Origin of the sequence: Mucilaginibacter sp. L3T2-6, assembly GCF_030519355.1 — a bacterium.
Taxonomy (GTDB): Bacteria; Bacteroidota; Bacteroidia; order Sphingobacteriales; family Sphingobacteriaceae; genus Mucilaginibacter.
Genome location: NZ_JAUMKC010000005.1, coordinates 264,620 through 286,490 on the forward strand (window position 1 = coordinate 264,620; position 21,871 = coordinate 286,490).

19 protein-coding genes are annotated in these 21,871 nt (G+C 45.3%); 9 read left to right on the forward strand and 10 right to left on the reverse strand.

Annotated features, from left to right (window positions below; translation table 11 throughout):
- The first annotated feature begins 32 nt into the window (after positions 1-32).
- The 4 genes from Q3W13_RS08435 to aat are packed head-to-tail and all read left to right on the forward strand — an operon-like array spanning position 33 to position 6,561.
- A complete protein-coding gene (locus Q3W13_RS08435; protein ID WP_302862897.1) occupies positions 33-2,021 on the forward strand; it encodes a DUF3857 domain-containing protein in 1,989 nt (662 codons plus the stop codon).
- Between the two features lie 18 nt (positions 2,022-2,039).
- Positions 2,040-3,974: a DUF3857 domain-containing protein gene (locus tag Q3W13_RS08440; protein ID WP_302862899.1), complete on the forward strand. Its 1,935-nt coding sequence runs from the start codon at positions 2,040-2,042 to the stop codon at positions 3,972-3,974.
- 6 nt (positions 3,975-3,980) lie between these two features.
- Positions 3,981-5,912 (forward strand): DUF3857 domain-containing protein, encoded by a 1,932-nt coding sequence (locus tag Q3W13_RS08445; RefSeq protein ID WP_302862901.1) that lies wholly within the window; start codon positions 3,981-3,983, stop codon positions 5,910-5,912.
- A gap of 10 nt (positions 5,913-5,922) precedes the next feature.
- The gene (gene aat / locus Q3W13_RS08450) at positions 5,923-6,561 is read left to right on the forward strand and encodes a leucyl/phenylalanyl-tRNA--protein transferase (RefSeq protein ID WP_302862903.1); all 639 of its coding nucleotides are present in this window, start codon (positions 5,923-5,925) and stop codon (positions 6,559-6,561) included.
- Here aat and Q3W13_RS08455 read toward each other — a convergent pair.
- Both Q3W13_RS08455 and Q3W13_RS08460 read right to left on the reverse strand, forming a co-directional pair.
- Positions 6,556-7,020 (reverse strand): GNAT family N-acetyltransferase, encoded by a 465-nt coding sequence (locus Q3W13_RS08455; protein ID WP_302862905.1) that lies wholly within the window; start codon positions 7,018-7,020, stop codon positions 6,556-6,558. The two genes, aat and Q3W13_RS08455, sit on opposite strands and share 6 nt — an antisense overlap.
- Before the next feature lie 10 nt (positions 7,021-7,030).
- Positions 7,031-7,351: a phosphoribosylpyrophosphate synthetase gene (locus tag Q3W13_RS08460; RefSeq protein WP_302862909.1), complete on the reverse strand. Its 321-nt coding sequence runs from the start codon at positions 7,349-7,351 to the stop codon at positions 7,031-7,033.
- A 215-nt stretch (positions 7,352-7,566) separates the two neighbouring features.
- Between Q3W13_RS08460 and Q3W13_RS08465 the strand changes: the two genes are divergently transcribed.
- Entirely contained in the window at positions 7,567-8,856 is a 1,290-nt protein-coding gene (locus Q3W13_RS08465; protein ID WP_302862911.1) for a DUF885 domain-containing protein, read from the forward strand.
- 82 nt (positions 8,857-8,938) lie between these two features.
- Here the strand turns inward: Q3W13_RS08465 and Q3W13_RS08470 are convergent, their stop codons facing one another.
- The gene (locus Q3W13_RS08470; RefSeq protein WP_302862914.1) at positions 8,939-10,006 is read right to left on the reverse strand and encodes a branched-chain amino acid aminotransferase; all 1,068 of its coding nucleotides are present in this window, start codon (positions 10,004-10,006) and stop codon (positions 8,939-8,941) included.
- 310 nt (positions 10,007-10,316) lie between these two features.
- Here Q3W13_RS08470 and Q3W13_RS08475 point away from each other — a divergent pair, with 310 nt between their 5' ends.
- Entirely contained in the window at positions 10,317-11,150 is an 834-nt protein-coding gene (locus Q3W13_RS08475; protein WP_302862915.1) for an SDR family NAD(P)-dependent oxidoreductase, read from the forward strand.
- A 64-nt stretch (positions 11,151-11,214) separates the two neighbouring features.
- The gene (locus Q3W13_RS08480) at positions 11,215-12,135 is read left to right on the forward strand and encodes an AraC family transcriptional regulator (protein WP_302862916.1); all 921 of its coding nucleotides are present in this window, start codon (positions 11,215-11,217) and stop codon (positions 12,133-12,135) included.
- A gap of 103 nt (positions 12,136-12,238) precedes the next feature.
- Here the strand turns inward: Q3W13_RS08480 and Q3W13_RS08485 are convergent, their stop codons facing one another.
- The 7 genes from Q3W13_RS08485 to Q3W13_RS08515 form a co-directional block, all read right to left on the reverse strand.
- Positions 12,239-12,673 (reverse strand): GNAT family N-acetyltransferase, encoded by a 435-nt coding sequence (locus Q3W13_RS08485; protein WP_302862918.1) that lies wholly within the window; start codon positions 12,671-12,673, stop codon positions 12,239-12,241.
- 12 nt (positions 12,674-12,685) lie between these two features.
- Positions 12,686-13,885, reverse strand: a complete 1,200-nt coding sequence (locus tag Q3W13_RS08490; RefSeq protein WP_302862919.1) for a glycosyltransferase family 87 protein — start codon at positions 13,883-13,885, stop codon at positions 12,686-12,688.
- A 279-nt stretch (positions 13,886-14,164) separates the two neighbouring features.
- A complete protein-coding gene (hemA, locus tag Q3W13_RS08495; protein ID WP_302862922.1) occupies positions 14,165-15,388 on the reverse strand; it encodes a glutamyl-tRNA reductase in 1,224 nt (407 codons plus the stop codon).
- Positions 15,389-15,612: 224 nt separating this feature from the next.
- A complete protein-coding gene (locus Q3W13_RS08500) occupies positions 15,613-18,114 on the reverse strand; it encodes a TonB-dependent receptor (RefSeq protein ID WP_302862923.1) in 2,502 nt (833 codons plus the stop codon).
- A 131-nt stretch (positions 18,115-18,245) separates the two neighbouring features.
- A complete protein-coding gene (locus Q3W13_RS08505) occupies positions 18,246-18,572 on the reverse strand; it encodes a hypothetical protein (RefSeq protein WP_302862924.1) in 327 nt (108 codons plus the stop codon).
- 156 nt (positions 18,573-18,728) lie between these two features.
- The gene (locus Q3W13_RS08510; RefSeq protein ID WP_302862925.1) at positions 18,729-19,199 is read right to left on the reverse strand and encodes a nucleoside deaminase; all 471 of its coding nucleotides are present in this window, start codon (positions 19,197-19,199) and stop codon (positions 18,729-18,731) included.
- Positions 19,200-19,334: 135 nt separating this feature from the next.
- Positions 19,335-19,670 carry a tRNA-binding protein gene (locus Q3W13_RS08515; RefSeq protein ID WP_302862927.1) on the reverse strand — a complete coding sequence of 112 codons (336 nt, stop codon included), beginning with the start codon at positions 19,668-19,670 and terminating at the stop codon, positions 19,335-19,337.
- A 180-nt stretch (positions 19,671-19,850) separates the two neighbouring features.
- Between Q3W13_RS08515 and Q3W13_RS08520 the strand changes: the two genes are divergently transcribed.
- Together Q3W13_RS08520 and Q3W13_RS08525 are read left to right on the forward strand one after the other, a co-directional pair.
- Complete coding sequence (locus tag Q3W13_RS08520) at positions 19,851-20,387, forward strand: hypothetical protein (RefSeq protein ID WP_302862929.1); 537 nt, start codon at positions 19,851-19,853, stop codon at positions 20,385-20,387.
- 99 nt (positions 20,388-20,486) lie between these two features.
- Positions 20,487-21,743: a pyridoxal phosphate-dependent aminotransferase gene (locus tag Q3W13_RS08525; RefSeq protein ID WP_302862931.1), complete on the forward strand. Its 1,257-nt coding sequence runs from the start codon at positions 20,487-20,489 to the stop codon at positions 21,741-21,743.
- Positions 21,744-21,871 lie beyond the last annotated feature (128 nt).

The following is a 21,871-nucleotide window of genomic DNA, read 5'->3' on the forward strand; positions in this document are numbered from 1 at the left end:
TTAGCTATTATTTATCAACCAAATTATATCACATGAATAAATTTTTACCCTTATTAGCCGCAGCGATGTTATGCCTGTCGGCAAACGCACAAAAAGCTACGTATTCCGGCCCGGCAACTCAGCCTTTCGGAACAATAGATAATGCAGACCTGGATATGAAAGCCTGCGATTTTGAAAAAGATGCCAATGCCGAGGTGCTTTTCGATAAAGCAAACGTTTATTTCGGCACTGATCTTTTAACTATTACTACCGAAATGCACCGCCGCATTAAGATTTTTAATGATAACGGGAAAAAGGAGGCCGACATACATATTAAGTTTTTTAGCGGCGATCGCCTGGAATATATTACCGGCCTGCAGGCACAAACTATTAATATTGTTAACGGCAAACCAGAAATTACAAAGCTGGACAAGAAGCTGATTTATACTAAAAACATTGATAAATACTGGAGCGAAGTAACGTTCAGTTTTCCAAACGTAAAACCAGGCAGTGTAATTGAATATAAATACAACTTAGGCGCTAATTCACCTACGGATTTTCCTGACTGGTTTTTCCAGGATAAAATACCTGTCCGCTACAGCGAGCTTAAAACTTCTATTCCTGAAATATTTTACTTTAGGGCAAATACCAATATCTGGCAGCCATTGGTAAAACAAGAACGTACAACAGACAGCCGCAGCCTGATGGAGGGCGGCCAGGCATACCCGTATACCCTTACTAACGAACTGCATGCCATGGCAAATGTTCCTTCTCTGCCCGATGAGCCCTATATGTCATCTTTTAAAGATAATGTCCAGTCAATCACCTTTCAGCTGGTGTCCTTTCAGCCTCTTGGGGGTTTTGTTACTAATCTCTCAGATACATGGGGCAAAGTAGGTGGCCGGCTTATAGATAATGAAGATTTCGGCGGCCAGTTAAAGCGGAAAATAACCGGCGAGGAAACTATTATTTCAAAAGCAAAGCAAATTACATCGATAGACCAGCGGATAGCCTACGTTTTTAACGAAGTGAAAAACGCCATGAAATGGAACGGACATGATGATTGGCATACGGAGGACGGCACCTATCGCGCATGGGAGCGTAAAACGGGTAACTCTACCGAGATAAACCTGATATTGTACCATTTGCTAAAGCAATCGGGGATTGACGCGGCATTGCCAATGGTGGTAAGTACGCGCGATCATGGCCGCGTTAAGCCGTTTTACACATCAACAGCACAGTTTAACCGGGGCGTCGTTTATGTTCCGATAGATTCTGCCAGGCAATATATTCTGGACGCGACCGGCAAATACAACCTGTATAACGTAACGCCGGCCGAGCTGCTCAACTCATCGGGGCTTTGGGTAGATAAGGCGAAAGACAAATATGATATTGTCCTGCTAAGAAAAGATGAGCCTGTTCGGGAGTCGGTATTTGTAAGTGCGGAAATAAAAGCAGGCGGAAAAGTAGAGGGCAATGTGCAGATTAGCAGTGCGAGCTATGGGAAGATTGATGCTATAGACCGTTATAAAACCGACGGTGAAAAAAAGTACACCGACTACTTGCGGCGCGACGATAACAACATAAAAATCACGGGCCTTAAGCTGGAAAATATGGAGGTAGATACCCTGCCGTTAATGCAAAAATTTGATTTCACGCTCGACCTGCCAGGCTCTGACGACAATTATATTTACCTGAACCCCAATATGTTTTCCGCATTAAAAAAGAATGAGTTTTTAAATGAAAACCGGATGACGAACCTGGACTTTGGTTATGGCCGTAGCTACTCTATTAACGGCGTGTATAAAATCCCTGCCGGTTATAAAGCGGATGCCTTGCCCAAGAGCGTTACTATGTCGATGCCTGACAAAAGCTTCACATTTAGGCGTGTAGTAGCCGAGCAGAACGGAACCGTGGTGGTGCGTTACAATGTAAGTTATAATGTACCGGAGTATTCAAAGGATAACTATCCGGATTTTTTTGCCTTCTTTAAAAAAATGCATGAGTTACTGAACGAACAGATCGTATTGAAAAAAGGGTAATCATCAAACTTAAACACAATGAAAATTTTTTTATTACTGTTAGCAATGGGGACACTGTGCCTTTCGGCAAGTGCTCAGAAAACCACATTCACAGCAGCTAACATACAAAAACCACCTGCAACCATGCCATTTGGCAAAGTGGGCAGGGAAGATCTGGAAATGAAGGTATGTGATTTTGAGCCTGAAGCTAATGCCGAGATATTATTTGATAAAGGCGAAGTGAGCTTTAGTTCGGGCCTGATATTTGAAAGACATGTGCGGATAAAAATATTTAACGATAAAGGCAAAAACTACGGCAATTTCAAAATTGAATACCTCGGCGTCAGCGAGATTCAGAAGATAACATCGGTTGACGCTGAAACTATAAACCTGAACGGAGACAAGCAGGAAGTTTTTAAAGCAGACAAAAAAGACTTTTATAAACAGCATGCCGACAGAGACTATTATACCCTGACGTTTTCACTGCCCAATGTTCAGGCCGGTTCAGTGCTGGATATCCGGTATACCCTTTTTTCCCAATCGCTTTATGCGTTTCCCAACTGGTATTTTCAGACAGACATACCTACGCGCTACAGCGAATTCAGGGCGTCTGTACCGAATTATTTTTATTTTAAACATCTGGAGCATGTAACTCAACCTTACCTGGTAAATACCGATGATATTAAGGCCCTTGGGAATGTACCTTCCCTGCATGATGAGCCCTACATGGGAGCGAAAAAAGATAATTTACAACACATACAATACTTACCCGCCAGTCGCCTTGACAATACCGGCGGTACAGTTGAGTTTGGCAATACCTGGAACCAGCTGGCCATAAAGGCAAGGAATAGCACAGACTTCGGCTCGCAATTAAACAGACACCTGTCAGGAGAAGGTGAAATACTCGACCAGGCAAAGAAAATTAAAACTACTGAAGGGAAAATCGCCTACCTATTTGACATTGTGAAAAACACGATGAAATGGAATGAGATAGATAGAAATTATACGATTGATGGCACCTCAGAAGCATGGGATAAAAAAGCAGGCAACTCCACCGAAATAAATCTCATTTTGTATCACCTGCTGCGCAAGGCTGGTATAAACGCTATTCCAATGATGGTTAGCACCCGTGAAAATGGCAAAGTAAACCCGGCATACCCCAACATATTTATCTTTAACCGTACTGTTGCCTATGTACCACTTGACGGCGACCAGCACTATATACTTGATGCGACCAATAAATACAATGTGTATAACCAGATACCCGCCAGCCTTTTAAACGGCATGGGCTTCTATTTGGATGAAGACAATAACAAATATGATGTGCTGTTTTTGCAAAACACCGAGCCGGTGCGGCAAATGGTATCAATAAACGCCGAAATAAAACCCGATGCCAAAATGATAGGTTCGGCACATATAAACAGCTATGGTTATAATCGTAAAGGCGCCGTTGAAAGATATAAGACGGATGGTGAAAAGAAATATACAGAATACCTGCAGGATCATGACAACAGCTTGCACATATCAAAACTGGCATTTGAGAACATGGAAACAGATACCCTGCCACTATTGCAGGTTGTTGATTTTGACCTCAATTTAACAGGGTCCGATGATAATTATATTTACTTTAATGCAAACCGTTTTGCAGGCCTTGGGAAAAATGAGTTTTTAGCCGAAAACCGCCAGACAGATATCGATTTCGGATACAATAACACCTACATCATAAACGGTATATTTAAAATGCCTGCCGGTTATAAAATGGATGTATTACCAAAAAGCGTAACCATGAGCATGCCTGATAACAGTATAGTATTTAAACGAATAACGGCTGAAGAGGAAGGTATGATCAGCCTGCGATATTCAATCGTATTTAAGAAGTCGTTGTATTTTAAAGAGAATTACCCGGAGTTTCACGACTTTTTTAAGAAAATGTTTGAAATGCTGAATGAACAAGTTGTTTTGAAAAAATCCTAACCCAAGATGAAAAAAAGTTTTTTTTATGGCCTGTTAACGACCGTATGCTTAATTGGCGCAGATGCTCGTGCGCAGAATAATAAAATCGATCCGTCATTATACCAGTCGTCAACCATCCCCGATTCGCTTAAGACCGACGCTAATGTGGTTGTCCGCTATTCTTCACGCGATATTGTTGTAAAGGGCCCCGGGAAAATGGTGCTCACCGTCCATAAAATTGTAACGGTGCTGAACGAAAAGGGCGACTATGAAGCTCAAATGGTTTTGGGTTACAACAAGAAGTACGATAATTTTAGCGACATTGTAATGCGCGTTTATAATGATAAGGGCGCCGTTATTAAAAAATATCACAAAGGTGATATGTATGACGGTGCAGCGAACGGCGGCGAATTAGTTACCGATGAGCGTTTTTTAGGTGTAAGGCATAGTATAGCATCTTACCCTGCCACCATCGAAAAGGAATATGAAGAGAATGTAACCAGTTCGCTGGATATTGGAAAATGGGCGATACAAGGGGAACAAGAGGCCGTACAGAACGCAAACTGTCATATCCGGATCGATAATAATGCCGGTTTCAGGTACCTGAATAAAAATACCGCTGTAAAACCCATTGTCAGCCCCAATACTGATGGTGTTACCACAGACTATTATTGGGCTGTAAAGAACCTTAAAGCTTTTAAAATTGAAGAAGGAGCTGTAGCCTGGCATGTTTTGCCTGGTATAGAGTTCGCGGCTAACAATTTTGAATTTTATGGTGTAAAGGGCAGTTTAAGTACATGGAACGATTTTGGCAAATTCATAAAGGGCCTTAATGCAGATGTAAACTCATTGCCGCCACAGCGGGAGGCCGAAATACGCCAAATGACCGATTCTATCAAATCTGATAAAAAGAAAGCCGAGTTTTTGTATAACTATATGCAGAAAAACATGCGCTATGTAAGCGTTCAGCTGGGCATAGGCGGATTGAAGCCGTTTTCGGCATCATTTGTAGACCAGCAAAAATATGGAGACTGTAAGGCATTATCAAACTACATGAGCGCCCTGTTAAAGGCTGTAAATATCCCGTCGTGTTATGCAGTTGTAAACGCAGAACCCAACAAAGAGCCGGCCGACTTTTCTTTTCCGTTCAACAGCTTTAATCACGTTATTTTGTGTATTCCCTTTAAAGGTGATACTACCTGGCTCGAATGCACAAGCAGCATAAACAAGTTTGGGCAATTGGGCCCGTTTACCGAGAATCGCACCGCTTTATTGATCACCGAAGATGGCGGCAAATTGGTTAACACCCCGCGAAGCAGGATAACCGATAATCAGTTTAACAGCGAGGCCCATATAGTACTTGCCGAAGATGGCAGCGCAAAAACACAGGTAAAGATTTTAGCCAGCGGCGAATATCGCTTTGACTATATAAACTATGCCGCCCTGAAACAGGATGAACAAAAGGAGCTATACTTGCGTATGCTTAATATTAAGCAGCCAAGTATGTTTAACATCAGCCCGGGCAAGGATTTTGACGGGGTTAAAGAAGTGGATATGGAAATAGAGTATGACCGGTTTTGCGATGTAATGGCCGGCGATAAACAGTTTTACCGCCCCCGGGTGTTTGACCTGTGTGCTTTTAGTGTACCTATTGAGGAAAACCGGAAAACAGACTATTATTTTGAACATCCGCTGCAAAAGTCGTGCGTTACTACGATCGACCTGCCTTCGGGCTACGAGGTAGAAGCACTTCCCGCAAACCAGTCGCTTAAATTTTCGTATGGAAATTATGATGTAAAATATGTTTACGATGCTGCTAAAAACCAGGTAGTAAGCACGGCAAAATTTAATCTCACCAACCATATTATTCCTGCAGCCAAATACACCGAGTTGCAGCAATATCTGGATGCCGTCGCCAAAGCACAAAATAAAAAGCTGGTGATAAAGCGCAAGGCGTAAATTTGCCCTGATGATATTCAGGCTCGATGAACGATTGCTTTTCCCCAACCCTGCCCTGGCTGAAGAAGATGGGCTGCTGGCTGTTGGCGGCGATTTAAGTACAGAGCGCTTATTGCTGGCCTATCGAAACGGCATCTTTCCCTGGTATAGCGAGGACGAACCCATCCTGTGGTTTTCGCCGCATGAGCGGTTCGTTCTTTACCCGGATGAGCTTATAATATCCAAATCGATGCGGAAGGTATTAACGTCCGGGCAAATTAAAATAACATTTAACCAGTGCTTTTCCGAAGTAATTGCAGCCTGCGCCAAAGCACCCCGGACGGGGCAGAATGGTACCTGGATAACTGCCGAAATGCGGGAGGCTTATATTGCCTTGCATAAAAAAGGATACGCGCATTCAGTTGAGGTTTGGATGCAGGACGAGCTGGCGGGCGGCTTGTATGGGGTTGCGGTTGGGAAGGTATTTTGCGGGGAGAGTATGTTCAGCCGGGTAAGCAACGCATCAAAAGCTGCACTAATTCATCTGTGCAATTCTGGCGGGTATAAGTTGATAGATTGCCAGGTATACACCCCGCATTTGCAATCGATGGGAGCGAGAATGATCAGCCGGGAAGAATACACGGCAATACTAAAGGAACACTTATTATAGTTCTTTTTCCATGTAAATTGTACCGCTAAGCGGGTTAAAACGGTATGCCGGAATCTCATAAAACCCGAAAGACCTGTATAGCTGTTGTGCTTTAGCCATATCTTCAAGCGTATCAAGCCTTAGCTTGCTGTAGCCGAGCTGTTTAGCCAGCCCTATAGCGAGCTGCAACAGCTTTACACCGATTTTGTGCCCCCGGTATTCATCTTTTACAAACATGCGTTTAAGCTCCGCAGTTTCATCATCAAACTTGCGTACTCCCGCACAGCCAGCTGGCAATCCATCAAAAAAAGCGAGATATAATCCTCCTGACGGAAGGTTGTATTGTTCTGCTATTGTTTTAAGCTCATTCGAAAAATTCTGGAAACGTAAGTCGACACTAAGCGATTGCGCATATTCCCGGAATAGTGCCTTGCCTGTTTCAAAATCCTTTTCGTTTCTGGCGATAAAATAATTAACCATTGGTAGTGTGCTATGCCTGGCTTTGCTGGTACTTATAATGCAGCTGCTTTAAGATTTCGCCGGACAGATCGTCGGTTGAAACGCCATAACCGGTAACCAATGTTCCTTTCACCCCCGCTGCCGACGAAAGCGCGTAAACAACAGCTTCGTCGCCTGGGTCTGAGGCGCCTTCGTAGCGGTAAAGATCGGTGATCTCAAAATCTTCTGCCGGATATTCCTTATCGCCGGTAACAAAATGATCTTGCTTCAGGCTGAATTCGAGTGTATAGCCCTGGTTTTTTAATTGGTCGATGGCCTCGCTTACGGTGGCGTAATGGAATTTTTGTTTCATGGCAGCTGAATTGAATGTTGTGCAAATTTAGCTATAATTTGCTTTCGCATTTGCAGACATCAAGAAACATATAAAATACCATTTCATGATGATTTTACCCCGGGGTGTGGGTCGATTATTCCATACAATTCCGGATTCTGCTAAATAATTCACGATCAGGGAGTAACAACCGGCGTTTCCGGCACTCCAATAATAAATGTTCATTCCTTAATGATATGATGCTTAAGACCACTTGTTTAATCGCTCCCCTGCTGTTTATTTCTTCTTTTAAGCCACAACCCTCATTCAAGCAGTTTACCGGTAATTTTGTAAAAGGATATTCGTCGCTAAAAATACCGGCGATGGACATGAGCTACGTATCCAATCTGAAAGGAATTGGTAATGCAGCTGATATTAAAAAGCAAACAGCTTTTTTTGAATCGGTAAAGTCATCACTTAAAAGTTTTTCGCCGAAAGACTTGACCGAAGTGCAGCGGACGGATTATGAACTGATTGCTTATGAAACTGCGCTTAACCTGGAGCGATTGGCACTTGAAAAACAATGGGCCGCTAATCCACCCAAAAGAATATCAGACGCAGGTATCTATACCGTTCCTAATGGTAAAGCCTGGTATGCATATTTTTTGAAAAACTGGCTGAGCGCCGATGTTACGCCTGATGAAATCTACAAATTCGGCCTGAGCGAAGTGGACAGGGTTAAAGACCATATAGAGGCGATTCGTAAACAAAGCGGTTTAACAGAGGCAGAGTTCTACAAGCATCTTAACGACAGATCGTTTTTTATAAATGACCCGGCGGATGTGATGAAAGCCTTTGAGCATACAAAGTCGGTGATTTACAGCAACCTGAATAATGTGTTTAACACGCACAAAATTGAATCCTTAAAAATTGAACAGGGCGCCAACCAGCAGCTGGCTCAAACGCCCGGCTATTACGACCGGAATGTTTTTTACTATAACCAGTTTGGCAAGCCTTACAATAAGCGACAGGTCGACTGGCTTTTTATACATGAGGCCGTGCCGGGGCATCATTATAAGTCGTGCATTAATGCGGCTGTAAAGCAGACAGATGTGCAGCGGCTGTTTTACTTTTTAGGACTTGAAGAAGGCTGGGGCGCTTATGTTGAAGAATTGGGTAAAGACCTTGGCGTATATAAGACACCATACGATGAACTGGGGAAATGGGAGTGGGATATTGTTCGCTCCGTGCGCGTGCCTATGGATATTGGCTTAAATTATTACGGCTGGACGGATGAGCAGGCGCTCGCTTTCTGGAAGAAAAATATTAAAAACCAGGATGATATTGCCCTGCGCGAAATTGCCCGCGTAAAACGCTGGCCGGCACAATGTATTACCTATAAATATGGAGCCGGACAGATCATGCAATGGAAAGCGCAGGTAACGAAACAGGAAGGGGCTAAGTTCGATATCAGAAATTTTCACGACCGGATATTAAATCTCGGGTCGCTGCCGGTATTTATGGTTGGCGAAAGGGTGATTAAATAATCCGGAATTACCAGATTTATTGATAAATTGATAGCCTAAAGCACAAACCGGAAAATTAGAATCCTTTTGAGTAAACGGCGTCTTAAACCATGTAATTCCACCCATGTTTGTCAGGCACAACGCCATACCTGATATCGTTTAGTGCCTTAAGCGCCCTGGCGGAAAATTCGCGTGCCGCCGGATCCTTCAGAAAATACTCTTCGCCATTATAGCTGAACGACGCAATTGGCGCTATGGTAAATGCTGTTCCGGCGCCAAAGGCATCGGTAAGCTTGCCGTTTTTCGTGCCTTCAACCAGTTCTGTAATAGCTATAGGCCGCTCTTCAACCTCATACCCCATATCACGGGCCAGTGTGAGTATCGTATCACGGGTAACGCCTTTTAATATTGTATTCTTATCAATAGAGGGGGTTACCAACTTGCCATCCATAACGAACATTGCATTGGCCGCACCCATCTCTTCAATGTATTTATGCTCTTTAGCATCTGTCCAGATCAGTTGGTCAAAACCTTCTTCAACTGCCTTGCGGGCAGGCAGCATGGCGCCTCCGTAATTACCGGCTGCCTTTGCATAGCCATAGCCACCCTCGGCAGCACGGGTATAATTGGTTTCAATCTTTACCCGGAGCGGTTTTGAAAAGTACGGACCAACCGGACAAGTAAGCACCATATATTTATAGGTTTTTGAGGGTGTTACGCCAAGGTATGCCTCAGTAGCAAACATAAACGGCCTGATATATAAAGAGTGATTAGCTTTTGCAGGCACCCAATCGCGGTCGACGTCCACAAGGGCCGCAATGCTTTTCATAAACAGTTCTTCGGGCAACTGCGGCATACAGAGGCGGTCGGCAGAATGGTTAAAGCGTTCAGCATTTTTATTCATCCTGAAAATAGAGACGCTCCCGTCAGCGTGTTTGTACGCCTTCAGTCCTTCGAAGAAGGCCTGGCCGTAATGCAGCGTAGTGCACGCAGGGCTTAATGTAATATCCCCATAAGGAACAATCTGCAGGTCTTTCCATTCTCCATCGGCGTAGTCGACCATAAACATATGGTCGGAAAAGATCGTGCCGAATTGCAGGTTGTTAAAGTCTGTTTCTGCCAGGCGAGATCGAACTGCTTTGGTTATCTTTATTTCGGGAGATGCTGTCATAGCGTGAAAATAGAAAAAGGAATTGACACATGCTGCATCCATTCCTTAATTACCCTTCACTAATCGTACCTGCCGAAAGAAAAATTTGGTTTTACTAATTATACAGCGGTATTTGCTAAACAGATGTAAAGATGAGTTCACACCGGAATTACCGGTCATACGGCTTATACCCAAGTTTCAAGCGCGCCCGGCGCGGTTAGGTTATTTGAGCAGAAATTCACCGTTAACCGCGATAAGGCTACAATTATCCGTAATAAGGCTACAAGCAGGAGGGCAGGACTGATGAACTTTGTTGTGTAAAAACAAGATTATGACACAACAGAATAATAAAGTATGGTTTATTACCGGCGCCTCGCGCGGGTTTGGCCGTGTTTGGACGGAAGCCGCCTTAGAACGGGGCGACAAGGTAGCAGCTACAGCGCGTAACCCCGAAAGCATTGCTGATCTTAAAACAAAATATGGCAATCAGGTACTTACGCTGGAACTTGATGTAACCAAGCCCGGGCAGGTAAAAGAGGCCGTGACCAAAGCGCATGAACACTTCGGCAGGCTTGATATTGTTTTGAACAATGCAGGCTATTCATTGGTTGGCACAATAGAGGAAGCAAGTGCAGAAGAAGTGCGTGCTATGTATGAAACAAATGTGTTTGGGCCCGTTTCTGTGATCCAGGCTGCGTTACCCCTTTTGCGGCAGCAGGGCCACGGCCATATATTGGGGACGTCCAGTAACCTCGGTCATGTCACTTTGCCGGTAATTGGCTACTACTGCTCTTCTAAATGGGCATTTGAAGCGATACATGAGAGCCTGGCAGCAGAAATAAAGCAATTTGGCATCAAAGTAACCATTGTTGAGCCCGGCGCCTATGCTACTGAATTCGGCAGCCCGGAATCGTTAAAGTTTGCACAGGGAATGGGTATTTATTCTGATTTTAAGACTGAATTTTTTGCAGGTTTGCAAAGTATGGAGCGGGGCAACCCGGCTGCTACGCCGCAGGCGCTTTTTAAGATTGTAGATGCAGAAAATCCGCCGTTGCGCTTTAACCTGGGCAGCCATAATCTTGCCTGGACACGCAGCGCTTATGCCGAACGGCTTGCCACCTGGGAAGCATGGGACGAAATATCGTGTTCTGCACAGGGTAACTAAAAATAAATAAAGATACCCGGTCGTTGAGTCAGGACGACCGGGTATTTAAGCACCAGGATAACAGATGAAAAAGGAAGATAACACCCTGCACAGGTTTGAGTCGCTTTCTGAGGCACACCGGGCCTTTGGATTACCGCAGCCCGTGCATCCGCTTATCAGTTTTATTAACGGCGAACATTACAAGATAGAGCCGGACAGAATCCTCCAGCGGCATGTGCTGGGTTTTTATAAGATTTCTTTTAAGCCAAAGCTTAGCGGAAAGCTAAAATATGGCCAGGGTTATTATGATTTTAATGAAGGCGGCCTCCTGTTCGCCTCGCCGGGGCAGATCATCGGCGGGACGGAAAACGAAGGTGCCGTATGTTCGCAATATACCTTGCTTATCCATCCGGACTTCCTCCTGGGCTACCCGCTGGCAAAAAAGATCAGGCAGTATGGTTTTTTCTCTTATTCTGCGAATGAAACACTGCATCTCTCCGAAGAAGAAAAGGAAACGGTACTTTCTATTTTTCGCTTTGTAGAAACTGAATTAAACAGCCGCATCGACGATTTTAGCCAGGATGTTTTGATCTCACAAATTGAACTGCTGCTGAGCTATGCCAACCGTTTTTATAAGCGACAGTTCCTCACACGCAAAGCGGCCAGCAGCGGTCTCCTGCAAAGAATGGAGGAACTGCTGGAAGCTTACTTTAATGACGAAATAACCCTGAGCCGGGGCATACCGACAGTGAGCTATCTTGCCAATAATCTGAATATTACGCCCAGCTACCTGAGCGATATGCTGCGGACCCTGACGGGCCAAAGTGCCCAGCAGCACATACACGATAAGCTGATTGATAAAGCGAAAGAAAAGCTTTCGGCAACCCGTTTATCGGTTAGTGAAGTGGCTTATGCCTTGGGATTTGAGCACGCCCAGTCATTCAATAAATTGTTCAAAGCCAAAACCAACGTTTCGCCCCTCGAATTCCGGCGATCATTTAATTGATTACGTGTAAATCCAAATATTGGACACACTTATTGATATCCCCTGCGAAATGCTCTTTCGAATAAAGCCGCCTAAAAGCGCTTTTAATATTTGCAGGGGTTAACTACACCGCCAGCAGCATTTCGATATGCGGGATATCGTCTTCCAAATACATCTCGCCCTGCTGTATAAAACCAAGCGAGCCGTAAAAATCCTTTAAATAAAGTTGCGCGCCAATACGTATGGGTTGCTTACCGAAAAGCTCATAACAAGCTTCTATAGACTGCTGCATAATTTTACGGGCAAGGCCGCGGCCGCGAAAAGCCTGGTTGGTAATCACCCTGCCGATAGATACCTCTTTGAACGACAATCCGGCGGGCAATAGGCGGGTGTAGGCTGCCAGCTGGTTATCTTCAAATATCATCAGGTGGTAACATTGCTGGTCTTTGTCATCCATGTCCTGGTAAAGGCATTGCTGCTCGAGCACAAAGATTGCGCTGCGGAGCTTTAATATTTGATATAGCTGGTAAACGGTAAGTTCGTCGAATGTTTTTAACATAGCTTATGGAAGTTAAACAGCAGCAAAAATAGCATTATTGCTATTCCCGTTGTCTGGACTTGCAATATCGAACTTTTTAAACCATAGCTCCCACGAAATAATCAGCCAGGCTATAATGCAGGGCCACGCTTTCATACCGTACATCCCGATATAATCATGTCGAACAGGCCGCGGCATCACATCGCTCAATCCCAGGCCGGTAAGTATCAGTAAAAATATAATAAGTACAATGCGGGCAGCCGTAAAGGGCCTGGCTTTCATCAGCAGCCACAAAAACACGCCGGTTACCGGCAATATGTAGGTAGGGCTTTCGCCACCTGAACTGAAGATGACGACCATAATCAACAGCGCAGCCAACACCTGCATCCGGAATTGCAATGATTTATACTGGCTAAAACGCAGCATCGGTACTGCAAAAACGACCATGCCGAAGATGTAAAAAGGCAAATCAGAGATGTTGGGGTTCCGCGTAAAATCGCGTACAATACCCATAATGCATATATCCTGCGAGCGTGATTCCAGCCGGTGGTTCAAGATGTTTTTGTGCGCAACTGCCGGCAGCCAGCGGTGATAAGCATCGATGAGGAAATCCGCCCCGCAAAACAATACAGGCAGCACCAGCAAAACAGCGGTCCATGCCACTGTGCTTGCCAGGAACTTTAATTTGTGCCTGGAAAACATAAAAAACGCCAACCCAACAATGGGATAAAGTTTCATCATTGCGCCAGCTACAATCAGCAGCGTGGCCCAGAGGTACTTCTCCTTTTCTACCAAAATAAATGCTCCCATTATAAACGCGACCATCATCGGGTTAAACTGTTCGGAAAAAGCAGAGTTGGCAAATTCAATGACACAAAAAAGCAGCAGCATTTTCTTGCGGTTGATATTCAGCGGCAGATAATTAACAGCAATGAGATAAGCAGCAGCATTGGCCAGCTCCCACAGCAGCAGGCCAATGGCTTTGGGCAGCAGTGCAAAGGGCGCAAAAAACACCGGGAACAACGGGCCGTAGTAAAACATATCGTCATGCTCGGCGGGGTATGCAGCATATAAATTTAAATGGTGAACGAGATGATAGTACGACGCCCGGAATATCAGGAAGTTGTTTTGGTTATGGCCTGTTATTTTCAGCAGCCAGCAGGCCAGTGCAGCAAAAAGGTATAATATCCAGATCCGTTTGTCGCCGGTTAACCAGGTGAATTTACCGCTCATGATAATAGCATTAAGGTTGATGGTTGAGCGGCTAACCGGTGCATCATTGGTATCATACAGGTGTAAAGGTACAAATATTAAAAATCAGGGGGCAGGTGCACACATGATATTTATAAAATTGACGACCACGCGGCGACCTGCCATAGAAACCGGCGTTGCAAAAATACAATGAAAGTAATTGGTGCGGGGAAAAACCTGTAATAAACGAAGATGAATTGAAAATGCGGCGCAGATGTCTTATATCCGCTCCGGGCCTCCCGGATCCGTTTATGGCGGTGTTTAGTGATTGATTAATATATCCTTGGCCATGATCATCGGCACGCTGATATATTTTTTCTCCATGTAGTTGATCACCTTTTCCAGTACTTCGCGGCTGGCGTCGTCCAGGCCTTGTACTTCATCGGCAAATACGGAGTTGAGGGCGGTGTTGCGAATCTCCTTGATCTTCTCGGGTACCTGGCGCATAGCCAGCTCAATGCGGCGCTGCTTCAGCTCCAATAAAAATCCGTTAATGTTTTCTTCAATAATTGCTTCGGCGTGGGTAAGTTCTTCGTAACGTTCCTGCAGGTTCTTTTTGGCGACCTCATTCAGCGAATGCACCTCGATAAAATTGATAGGAAACTGCAGCAGCACATCCGGGTGGGTGTCGTTCGGCACGGCCAGGTCCACAATGGTTTTGCGGCCGGTTTCTCCATTCAGTAAGCTTTTGTAAATTTCGGGGGTGATGATAGGTTCGGTAGAGGAGGTGCAGGTTATGATGGCATCAAAGCCTTTGTTATATGTTTTTAACGCTTCCAGGTTAAAGGCTTCGCCGCTTAAATCGCGGGCCAACAGGGCTGCCTTGTCAACGGTGCGGTTAAAAACCGTGAAATTTGAGAACTTATGTTTTTGAAGATATTTTGAGAGGTTCCGGTTGGTTTCGCCTGCGCCGATGATGAGTACGCGGGCGTTTGAGCAGAGTTTCAGCTCTTTTAATTTTCGATAGGCAAGCGAGACGACCGAAATAGGGTTCTTAGAGATATTTGTATGCGTATAAACTTCCTTCGCCGTTTTTACGATGCAATTCATAAACATGCGCAAACCGTCGCCTGTAAGGCCGGCCTCGCGGCAATCTTCGTAAGCCTTGCGTACCTGGGCTAATATCTCCTTTTCCCCTACTACCAGGCTCTCGAGCGAGCATGATGTACGCAACAAATGTTCAAGGGCCTCGCGGTCTTCATAAATTGCCGCCGAGTCAAGAAAAGTACCGGTCGACACCGGGCAAAGCCCCATGTCAATGGCATCCATAAATTGCTTGGCAAAAGCTTTATCCACCACATGCTGAGTAAGCAATACAAACTCAACGCGGTTGCAGGTAGCCAGGTAAAACAGTTCCGAAATATCAAACTGCTTTTTCACCCGATGAAGTTTCTCGGTGAGGTTCTCCTGGCAAATCACCAGTCGTCCCAACTCCTTCAACTCAATCTGTTTATGCGTAAAAGCGATTACCTTTAGATACTTCAAAGCTATTTTAAATTTGAACCCAACAAAAGTAACAGGTTTCGCATATTGCAATGTCAATCCTTTGTCATACAGGCCTATTTAGAATGTTTATAAATAAAGCGTGTTTTATTGACACTTAAAACTTCGTTATTGAATAGGGTGAGCGCAACAGTAAATCAGGCAGACCGTGCCAAAGCAAAAAATCCCGCTTTTCGGCGGGACTTTCAATTTAACTAACTGATATATTATGATTTTGGATGGGGCGATAAATCAAATGGCACAACAACCTTAAAACTGATATTGCGGCCCATATTGAAGATACCCGGCTGAACGCCTGCCGGTACGTTTGCATTGTCGAAGTATTTTAAGCGGCTCATGTTGCTCTGGTAATTTATATTGCCCAGGTTAGTGCCTTCAATAAATATTTTTACAATTGGTTTTCCGGCGGCGTCAACTACATCTGTACCGATACCTGCGCTTAACAGGTTGTATCCGGCTGTATAGGTTTCAGTACCATAAGCTGCAAAAAACCGGTTTTGTGCGCTGTAGTGGTCCAGTCCCACAAAAGCATAAACGTTCTTAAAATTGCCAAACCCGGCATTGAAATTACCGCGCAGTTCGGAATGCGTATGCAGCGGTGGTATAAATGGCAGGTATTTTAAGCTATCGGCAACCGGGCCGCCTGTCCCCAGGTTCTGGCCATAGGTTAACGCCATTGAGTTTTCAAAATGCAGCCATTTCAAAGGGTGTATGTCGATGCTGAATTCACCGCCATTTATCCTTGCTTTGCTTTGTACATAGGTAAACGTATTATACCCGCCGGTGATGACAGGCGAACCATCGGGGTTCAGCTCCTGTTGCTGGAAAATATAGTTGCTGATCTTATTATTAAACAACTCAACGCTGAATGAGACATTAGGCAGTGTAACGAATGCGCCAACATCTACCTGGGTACTAAACTCAGGCTTGAAACTGGCATTGCCTACATGGTATATCTGTGAGCCGGGATCGGGGCCGTTTGCAGAAAGCTCGGCAATGCTGGGCGCCCTGAAGCCGCGAGCAATATTAGCCTTCAGCAAAAATTGATTCGAGAAATTGTAAGCTGCCCCAAAACTTCCGTTGAAGCCCGAAAATGTTTTATTTAAGGCTGCGAACTGCTGGACAACATTTGGCGCAACTTCAGGGTCGGCGCCGGTGTATAGCTGCGGGTACTTGCCTGCCAGGGTATCAATATAAGCTGCCTTTCCGCTAAAGGAGCGGCTGTCGAACCTGGCCCCGCCTGACAGGTCCAGTTTACCGAAACTCTTTTTCATAATCAGGAACGGACCTATATCAAACTGGTGGTAGGCCGGTATCGGGAATTCTGTCGCATCGCCGATGGTGTTATTTTGATATTGACCGTTTATACCGGCAGTAGTTTCGTAACCATTACCCATGTTAAAGTTGTACTTAAAATCATAGGTATAAGTTGTGAGGTGGAGATTCAGGCCGGCAACATCGGCGTCTTCGGGGTGGGTATATTCCCGGCGGTGGCTGAACTGGTAGCCAAGGTTAACGATCAGGTTGCCATTGCCCAGGTTAAAGTTGCTGTTATTGTAAATACGGTACAGCTGCACATGCTGGTGCAATACCGGCAATTTGTATGAGGTCAGTTCTGATTCGGGCACAATGGTGCGCGATGCATCATCTTCGGTAGTTTGTTTGGTAAACCGCCGGGTCAGCGAGTCGCGGCTGCCATCAGGAATAGCCTGTTGGTCGTCGAATAGTGAAAAATTGAAATACGATGTTCCCCAATTTTTATTCAGTCCTACCATAAAACGGGCGTCTTTCTCTTTAAAGTTAGTGGCATAAACTCGGCCGTCATGCTGGTTCTGATAGTCCTTAGCTTCTTTTGCGGAAAGAATGGTTCCCCATACCAAACCATTCTGGTTGCCATACAGCCGGAATGAGCCATTCAGCAGGTTGTTATTGGTGCCGTATGTGCCCTGAACAGAGCCCAATATTTTGCCGTTGGCAACCGGCGATGGCGTAATTAAGTTTACCACACCGCCAATAGCATCAGACCCATACGATAAACTTGCAGGACCTTTTATCACTTCCACTCTTTCAACCGAGTTTTGGTCGACCTCTACGCCATGTTCATCGCCCCATTGCTGCCCTTCCTGGCGTATACCATCCTGCAGGGTAACTACGCGGTTATAGCCGAGCCCGTGTATAAATGGTTTAGATACATTTGGCCCGGTAGTTACAGCGCTTACACCGGGTATGGTAGCGATCATATCGATAGCGTTACCGGCCGCCGAATGCTGATCTATATAAGTTTTCCCGACAGCTACCATCGGTACCGGGTTGCGTTTTATCTCGGTTGCCTTGCTTACCCCGGTAATTACAACCTCGCCGGTTTCGATAGAAGACACCTGGAGCTGAACATCAAGCGTGGTGATCTTTGAAAAATCGACACGCTGGTTAAATGAGGCGTAGCCTACATAAGTAACCTGCACCAGGTAAATACCTTTAGGTAAATTGTCTAATGTATAATGGCCATTAACATCGGTTATAGAGCCGCGCCTTAAGTCGGGAATACTTACGGTGGCGCCAATAATGGGTTTCCCATCGGCCTTATCGGTTACTGTGCCGGATATGGTCCCCGCGTCGTCGTGCTTATTGTTTACGGCCGTTGCGAGTGCTATTGCCGTGTTTAGTAAAAGCAGGGATATAATACTTAATATTTTTATCTTGAATTTCATTTAATGTAGTGATTGAATTTGCGACCGGCCTTATGGCTGATAAATGATTACAGTGGTTTAGCCGGAAATAATTATCAAAGCAAAAAGGTGTTTTTTAACAACGCTTTAAAAGTGATTGGGTTTGGGACAGATCACCCCATTACCGGCGGCGCACGGCCCCCCGCAAGTATAAGCGATAAGCTTGTGAAGTTGTAAACAGGCGATACATACGTTATATCTTCGGCAGGCAGTAAGGTAAGTGCTGCATGATTGTCGCTAACCGCATTGTAATGATGCATAGCATCGCAAAGCTTACACTTTTCGGTGACAGTTTGCCCGGGCTGATGCTTACTTACCACATGCGCCGGCTTTAATCCCTGGTTTAATTTATGCTGATGTGCATACACCATATACTGCCCTGCTATAAAGCAAAGCAATAACACCCAGGCATGGATAATATGGCGTTTGTATTTTTTCAAAATATGCGCACCGGTTGATTGGCGGCAAAATTAAGTATTAAAACTATTAGTGAAGGTAACATTTTTGTATAAATGCAACAAAATTGCGATGCCGTTGTTCGCTGATAACTTCTAAATTGGCAGTATAGCTTATGCTTTTATGATGCCCGGCACAAATTATTTCCTTTTGCTCCTGAAAAAGCCCCTAACCAGTTCTGCACATTCATTTTCGCGGATGCCGCCGGTGATGATGGTTTTGGGGTGGGTGATTTTTTGGTTTAAACGCCCAAAGCCAAGCTTAGTATCGTACGCTCCGTAAACAATCCGGCTTAGCTGAAACCAGTAGCATGCACCGGCACACATAACGCAAGGCTCCATGGTTACATATAAGGTGCAGTCGCGGAGGTATTTACCGCCCATTGAATTAGCGGCGGCGGTCAAGGCTTGCATTTCGGCGTGGGCCGATACATCGTTGAGCCGCTCAGTTAGGTTGTGCCCGCGGCCAATAATGCGCCCGTTGCAAACCACAATAGCGCCAATCGGAATTTCGTCGGCAGCCAGGGCAGCCTGCGCTTCTTTTAGCGCCTCGCCCATAAAAAACTCATCGGGCGATATGGTTGGCTCATCGCCAAAAGTAACGTACCTCATTTTGATTTCGGAATTCGGATTTACGATTTCGGATTTGTTTTTTTATGGTTTTTTTCGCTCTTGCCTGTTTTTACCGGCGCTCAGGGGGCACCGCCATTCACCGGTTTAAGGACGATTTAACTGATTATTATTGAACTAAATTAATTTACTTCCATTGGGGACAGGCTTTTCTATTGCAGCCAAAACTATATCGCCGTTTTCATCGGCAAAGCCGGTTACCAGGAACTCCGACATAAAGTTTGCGATCTGCTTTTTGGGAAAGTTGATGACGCCGATAATCTGTCGGCCCGGCAGCTCTTCCCGGGTATAATGCTTAGTGATCTGCGCACTTGACCAGCGGATACCAAACGGACCAAAATCAACCCTCAATTTATAGGCAGTTTTACGCGCTTCGGGAAATTCTTCAACTTCCAGAATTGTGCCTGCACGCAGTTCCACTTTTTCAAAATCGTGCCATGTAATGGTTTCCATGCTGCAAAGGTATAAACCTGCCGTCAATCCGCAGCCGCCTGCATTTTTATTTTGATCGCAGATGCTTTAAATAGCTTTCGGACATCAAATCCTTTTTTTTATATTCGAACAATAATAACCGTATCGCCAGCTTGTATTATCCCCCCTGGGAGATAAGCCGACGGCCATTAACGCACCGCAATGACAAAAAAGCTACTTCCCTGCTTATTTTTTTTGTTCGCCGCAGCAGGCGGATCCGCTGCAACCGGCCGTTATTTGCCTGGTTTCCGGGATATCGGCCAAGCCCACAGGGTAACAGACACCATCCCGGTGCCGGACGTTGTTGCCGTGGTGAAGGTCGTGATCAATGCATCAAGCAGTTTTAACGACCAGGCCGTAGCCAACCTGTATACGCCGAATGCTGTTGTAGCAGACGACGAAGCCCCTTACTCGTGGAACGGACTTACGGCGGGTGTGCAATGGATAAACTCCGTAGAGAGAGCCGTGAAAATTAATCATATCAGCAAATTTAAAGCCCGCATTGACCCTATAAATGTGTACCAGCAAAATGTAGAGAATGTTTACCTCATAGTGCCCGTAACCTATACCGGGGAATTACCCGGGCGCAACAGTTTTAAGGCGAAAGGGGCGTTTGCGTTTGTATTGAGGCATATCGATGACAGGTGGCTCATTAAAACCCAGGTATGGATGCCCGAAAAAGGGTTGAATAACGATTAGCACTGCCTGCAAAGCTAACACGCTTATTTAAAAACAGGTTTTCACTTCCTGCTTTCAGCTTTTACCTTAACTTTGCGCATTCATAATTCTCACATTACCATGAGTGTTTCTTTATTGGCCCAAAATCTGCACGGATCTGAAATTATTAAAATAGCCGGCGAAATAAACGAGCTTAAACGACAGGGACAAAATATTGCCAATCTTACGATAGGTGATTTTGACTCAAACATTTACCCCATCCCCGCCGAATTAAAGCAAGGCATAGTTGATGCCTATGGGCATAACCAAACCAATTACCCGCCAGCCGACGGTATCCTTGATTTGCGCCAAAGCGTTTCGGCCTTTTTAAAAAGCCGCTTCGGACTGGAATATGCAGCTAACCAGATACTGATCTCGGGCGGTTCACGTCCGCTGATCTATTCAACTTACCTGGCCGTTGTTGACCCGGGCGATAAAGTGGTTTTTCCTGCACCGTCATGGAATAACAACCATTATTGCGACTTAACCGGCGCTGAGGCGGTGATTATACCTGCCACGCCCGAAAACAACTTTATGCCTACGGCTGCCGAAATAGCGCCGCATATTAAAGGGGCAACGCTGCTGGCCCTATGCTCGCCGCTTAACCCCACGGGCACCATGTTCACCAAAAAAGACCTGGAAGAGATATGCGACCTGGTAATTGCCGAAAATAAAACCCGCTTAGCCGGCGAAAAACCGCTTTACCTGCTGTATGACCAGATTTATTCGCAGCTTACCTTTGGTCGGCATGAACACTTTAACCCGGTAACTTTACGCCCGGAACTGAAGGACGTTACCATATTTATTGACGGCGCTTCTAAATGTTTTGCCGCTACGGGCGTACGCGTTGGCTGGGGCTTTGGCCCGGCGCATGTTATCAACCACATGAAAGCCATTGTAGGCCATATGGGCGCCTGGGCGCCAAAAGCTGAGCAGGTTGCCATGGCTGCTTACCTGAAGCAGGATGATTTGGTTAACGGCTATTTAAGCGAGCTGAAAGGGAATATACAAAGCAGCCTGAACACCCTTTACCAGGGCTTTAAAGACTTAAAATCGGAAGGCTTTAACGTAGACGCTATAGAGCCGATGGGCGCCATCTATCTTACCATAAAAATAGATTATATAGGTAAAACCACGCCTGAAGGCGCATTATTAAAAACATCGGCGGATATTAATTTTTACCTGATAAAAGCTGCCGGTGTGGCTTTCGTTCCATTCTCGGCCTTTGGCACAGCGGATGAAGTGCCGTGGTTCCGTGTGTCGGTTGGCGCAAGTACGCTGCAGGATATACAGCAGATATTGCCCCGGATAAAAGACGCCCTGTTTAAACTGAAGTAATCAACCACAGTTAATATGAAGAGCCAACCGAAGACGAGTTGGCTCTTTTATTTGGTGCGCCCGGCAGGGCGCATTTACTTGGCGGTGCAAGTCCGCTATGGGCCCGTTAAGGGGAACCATTAGCCGAG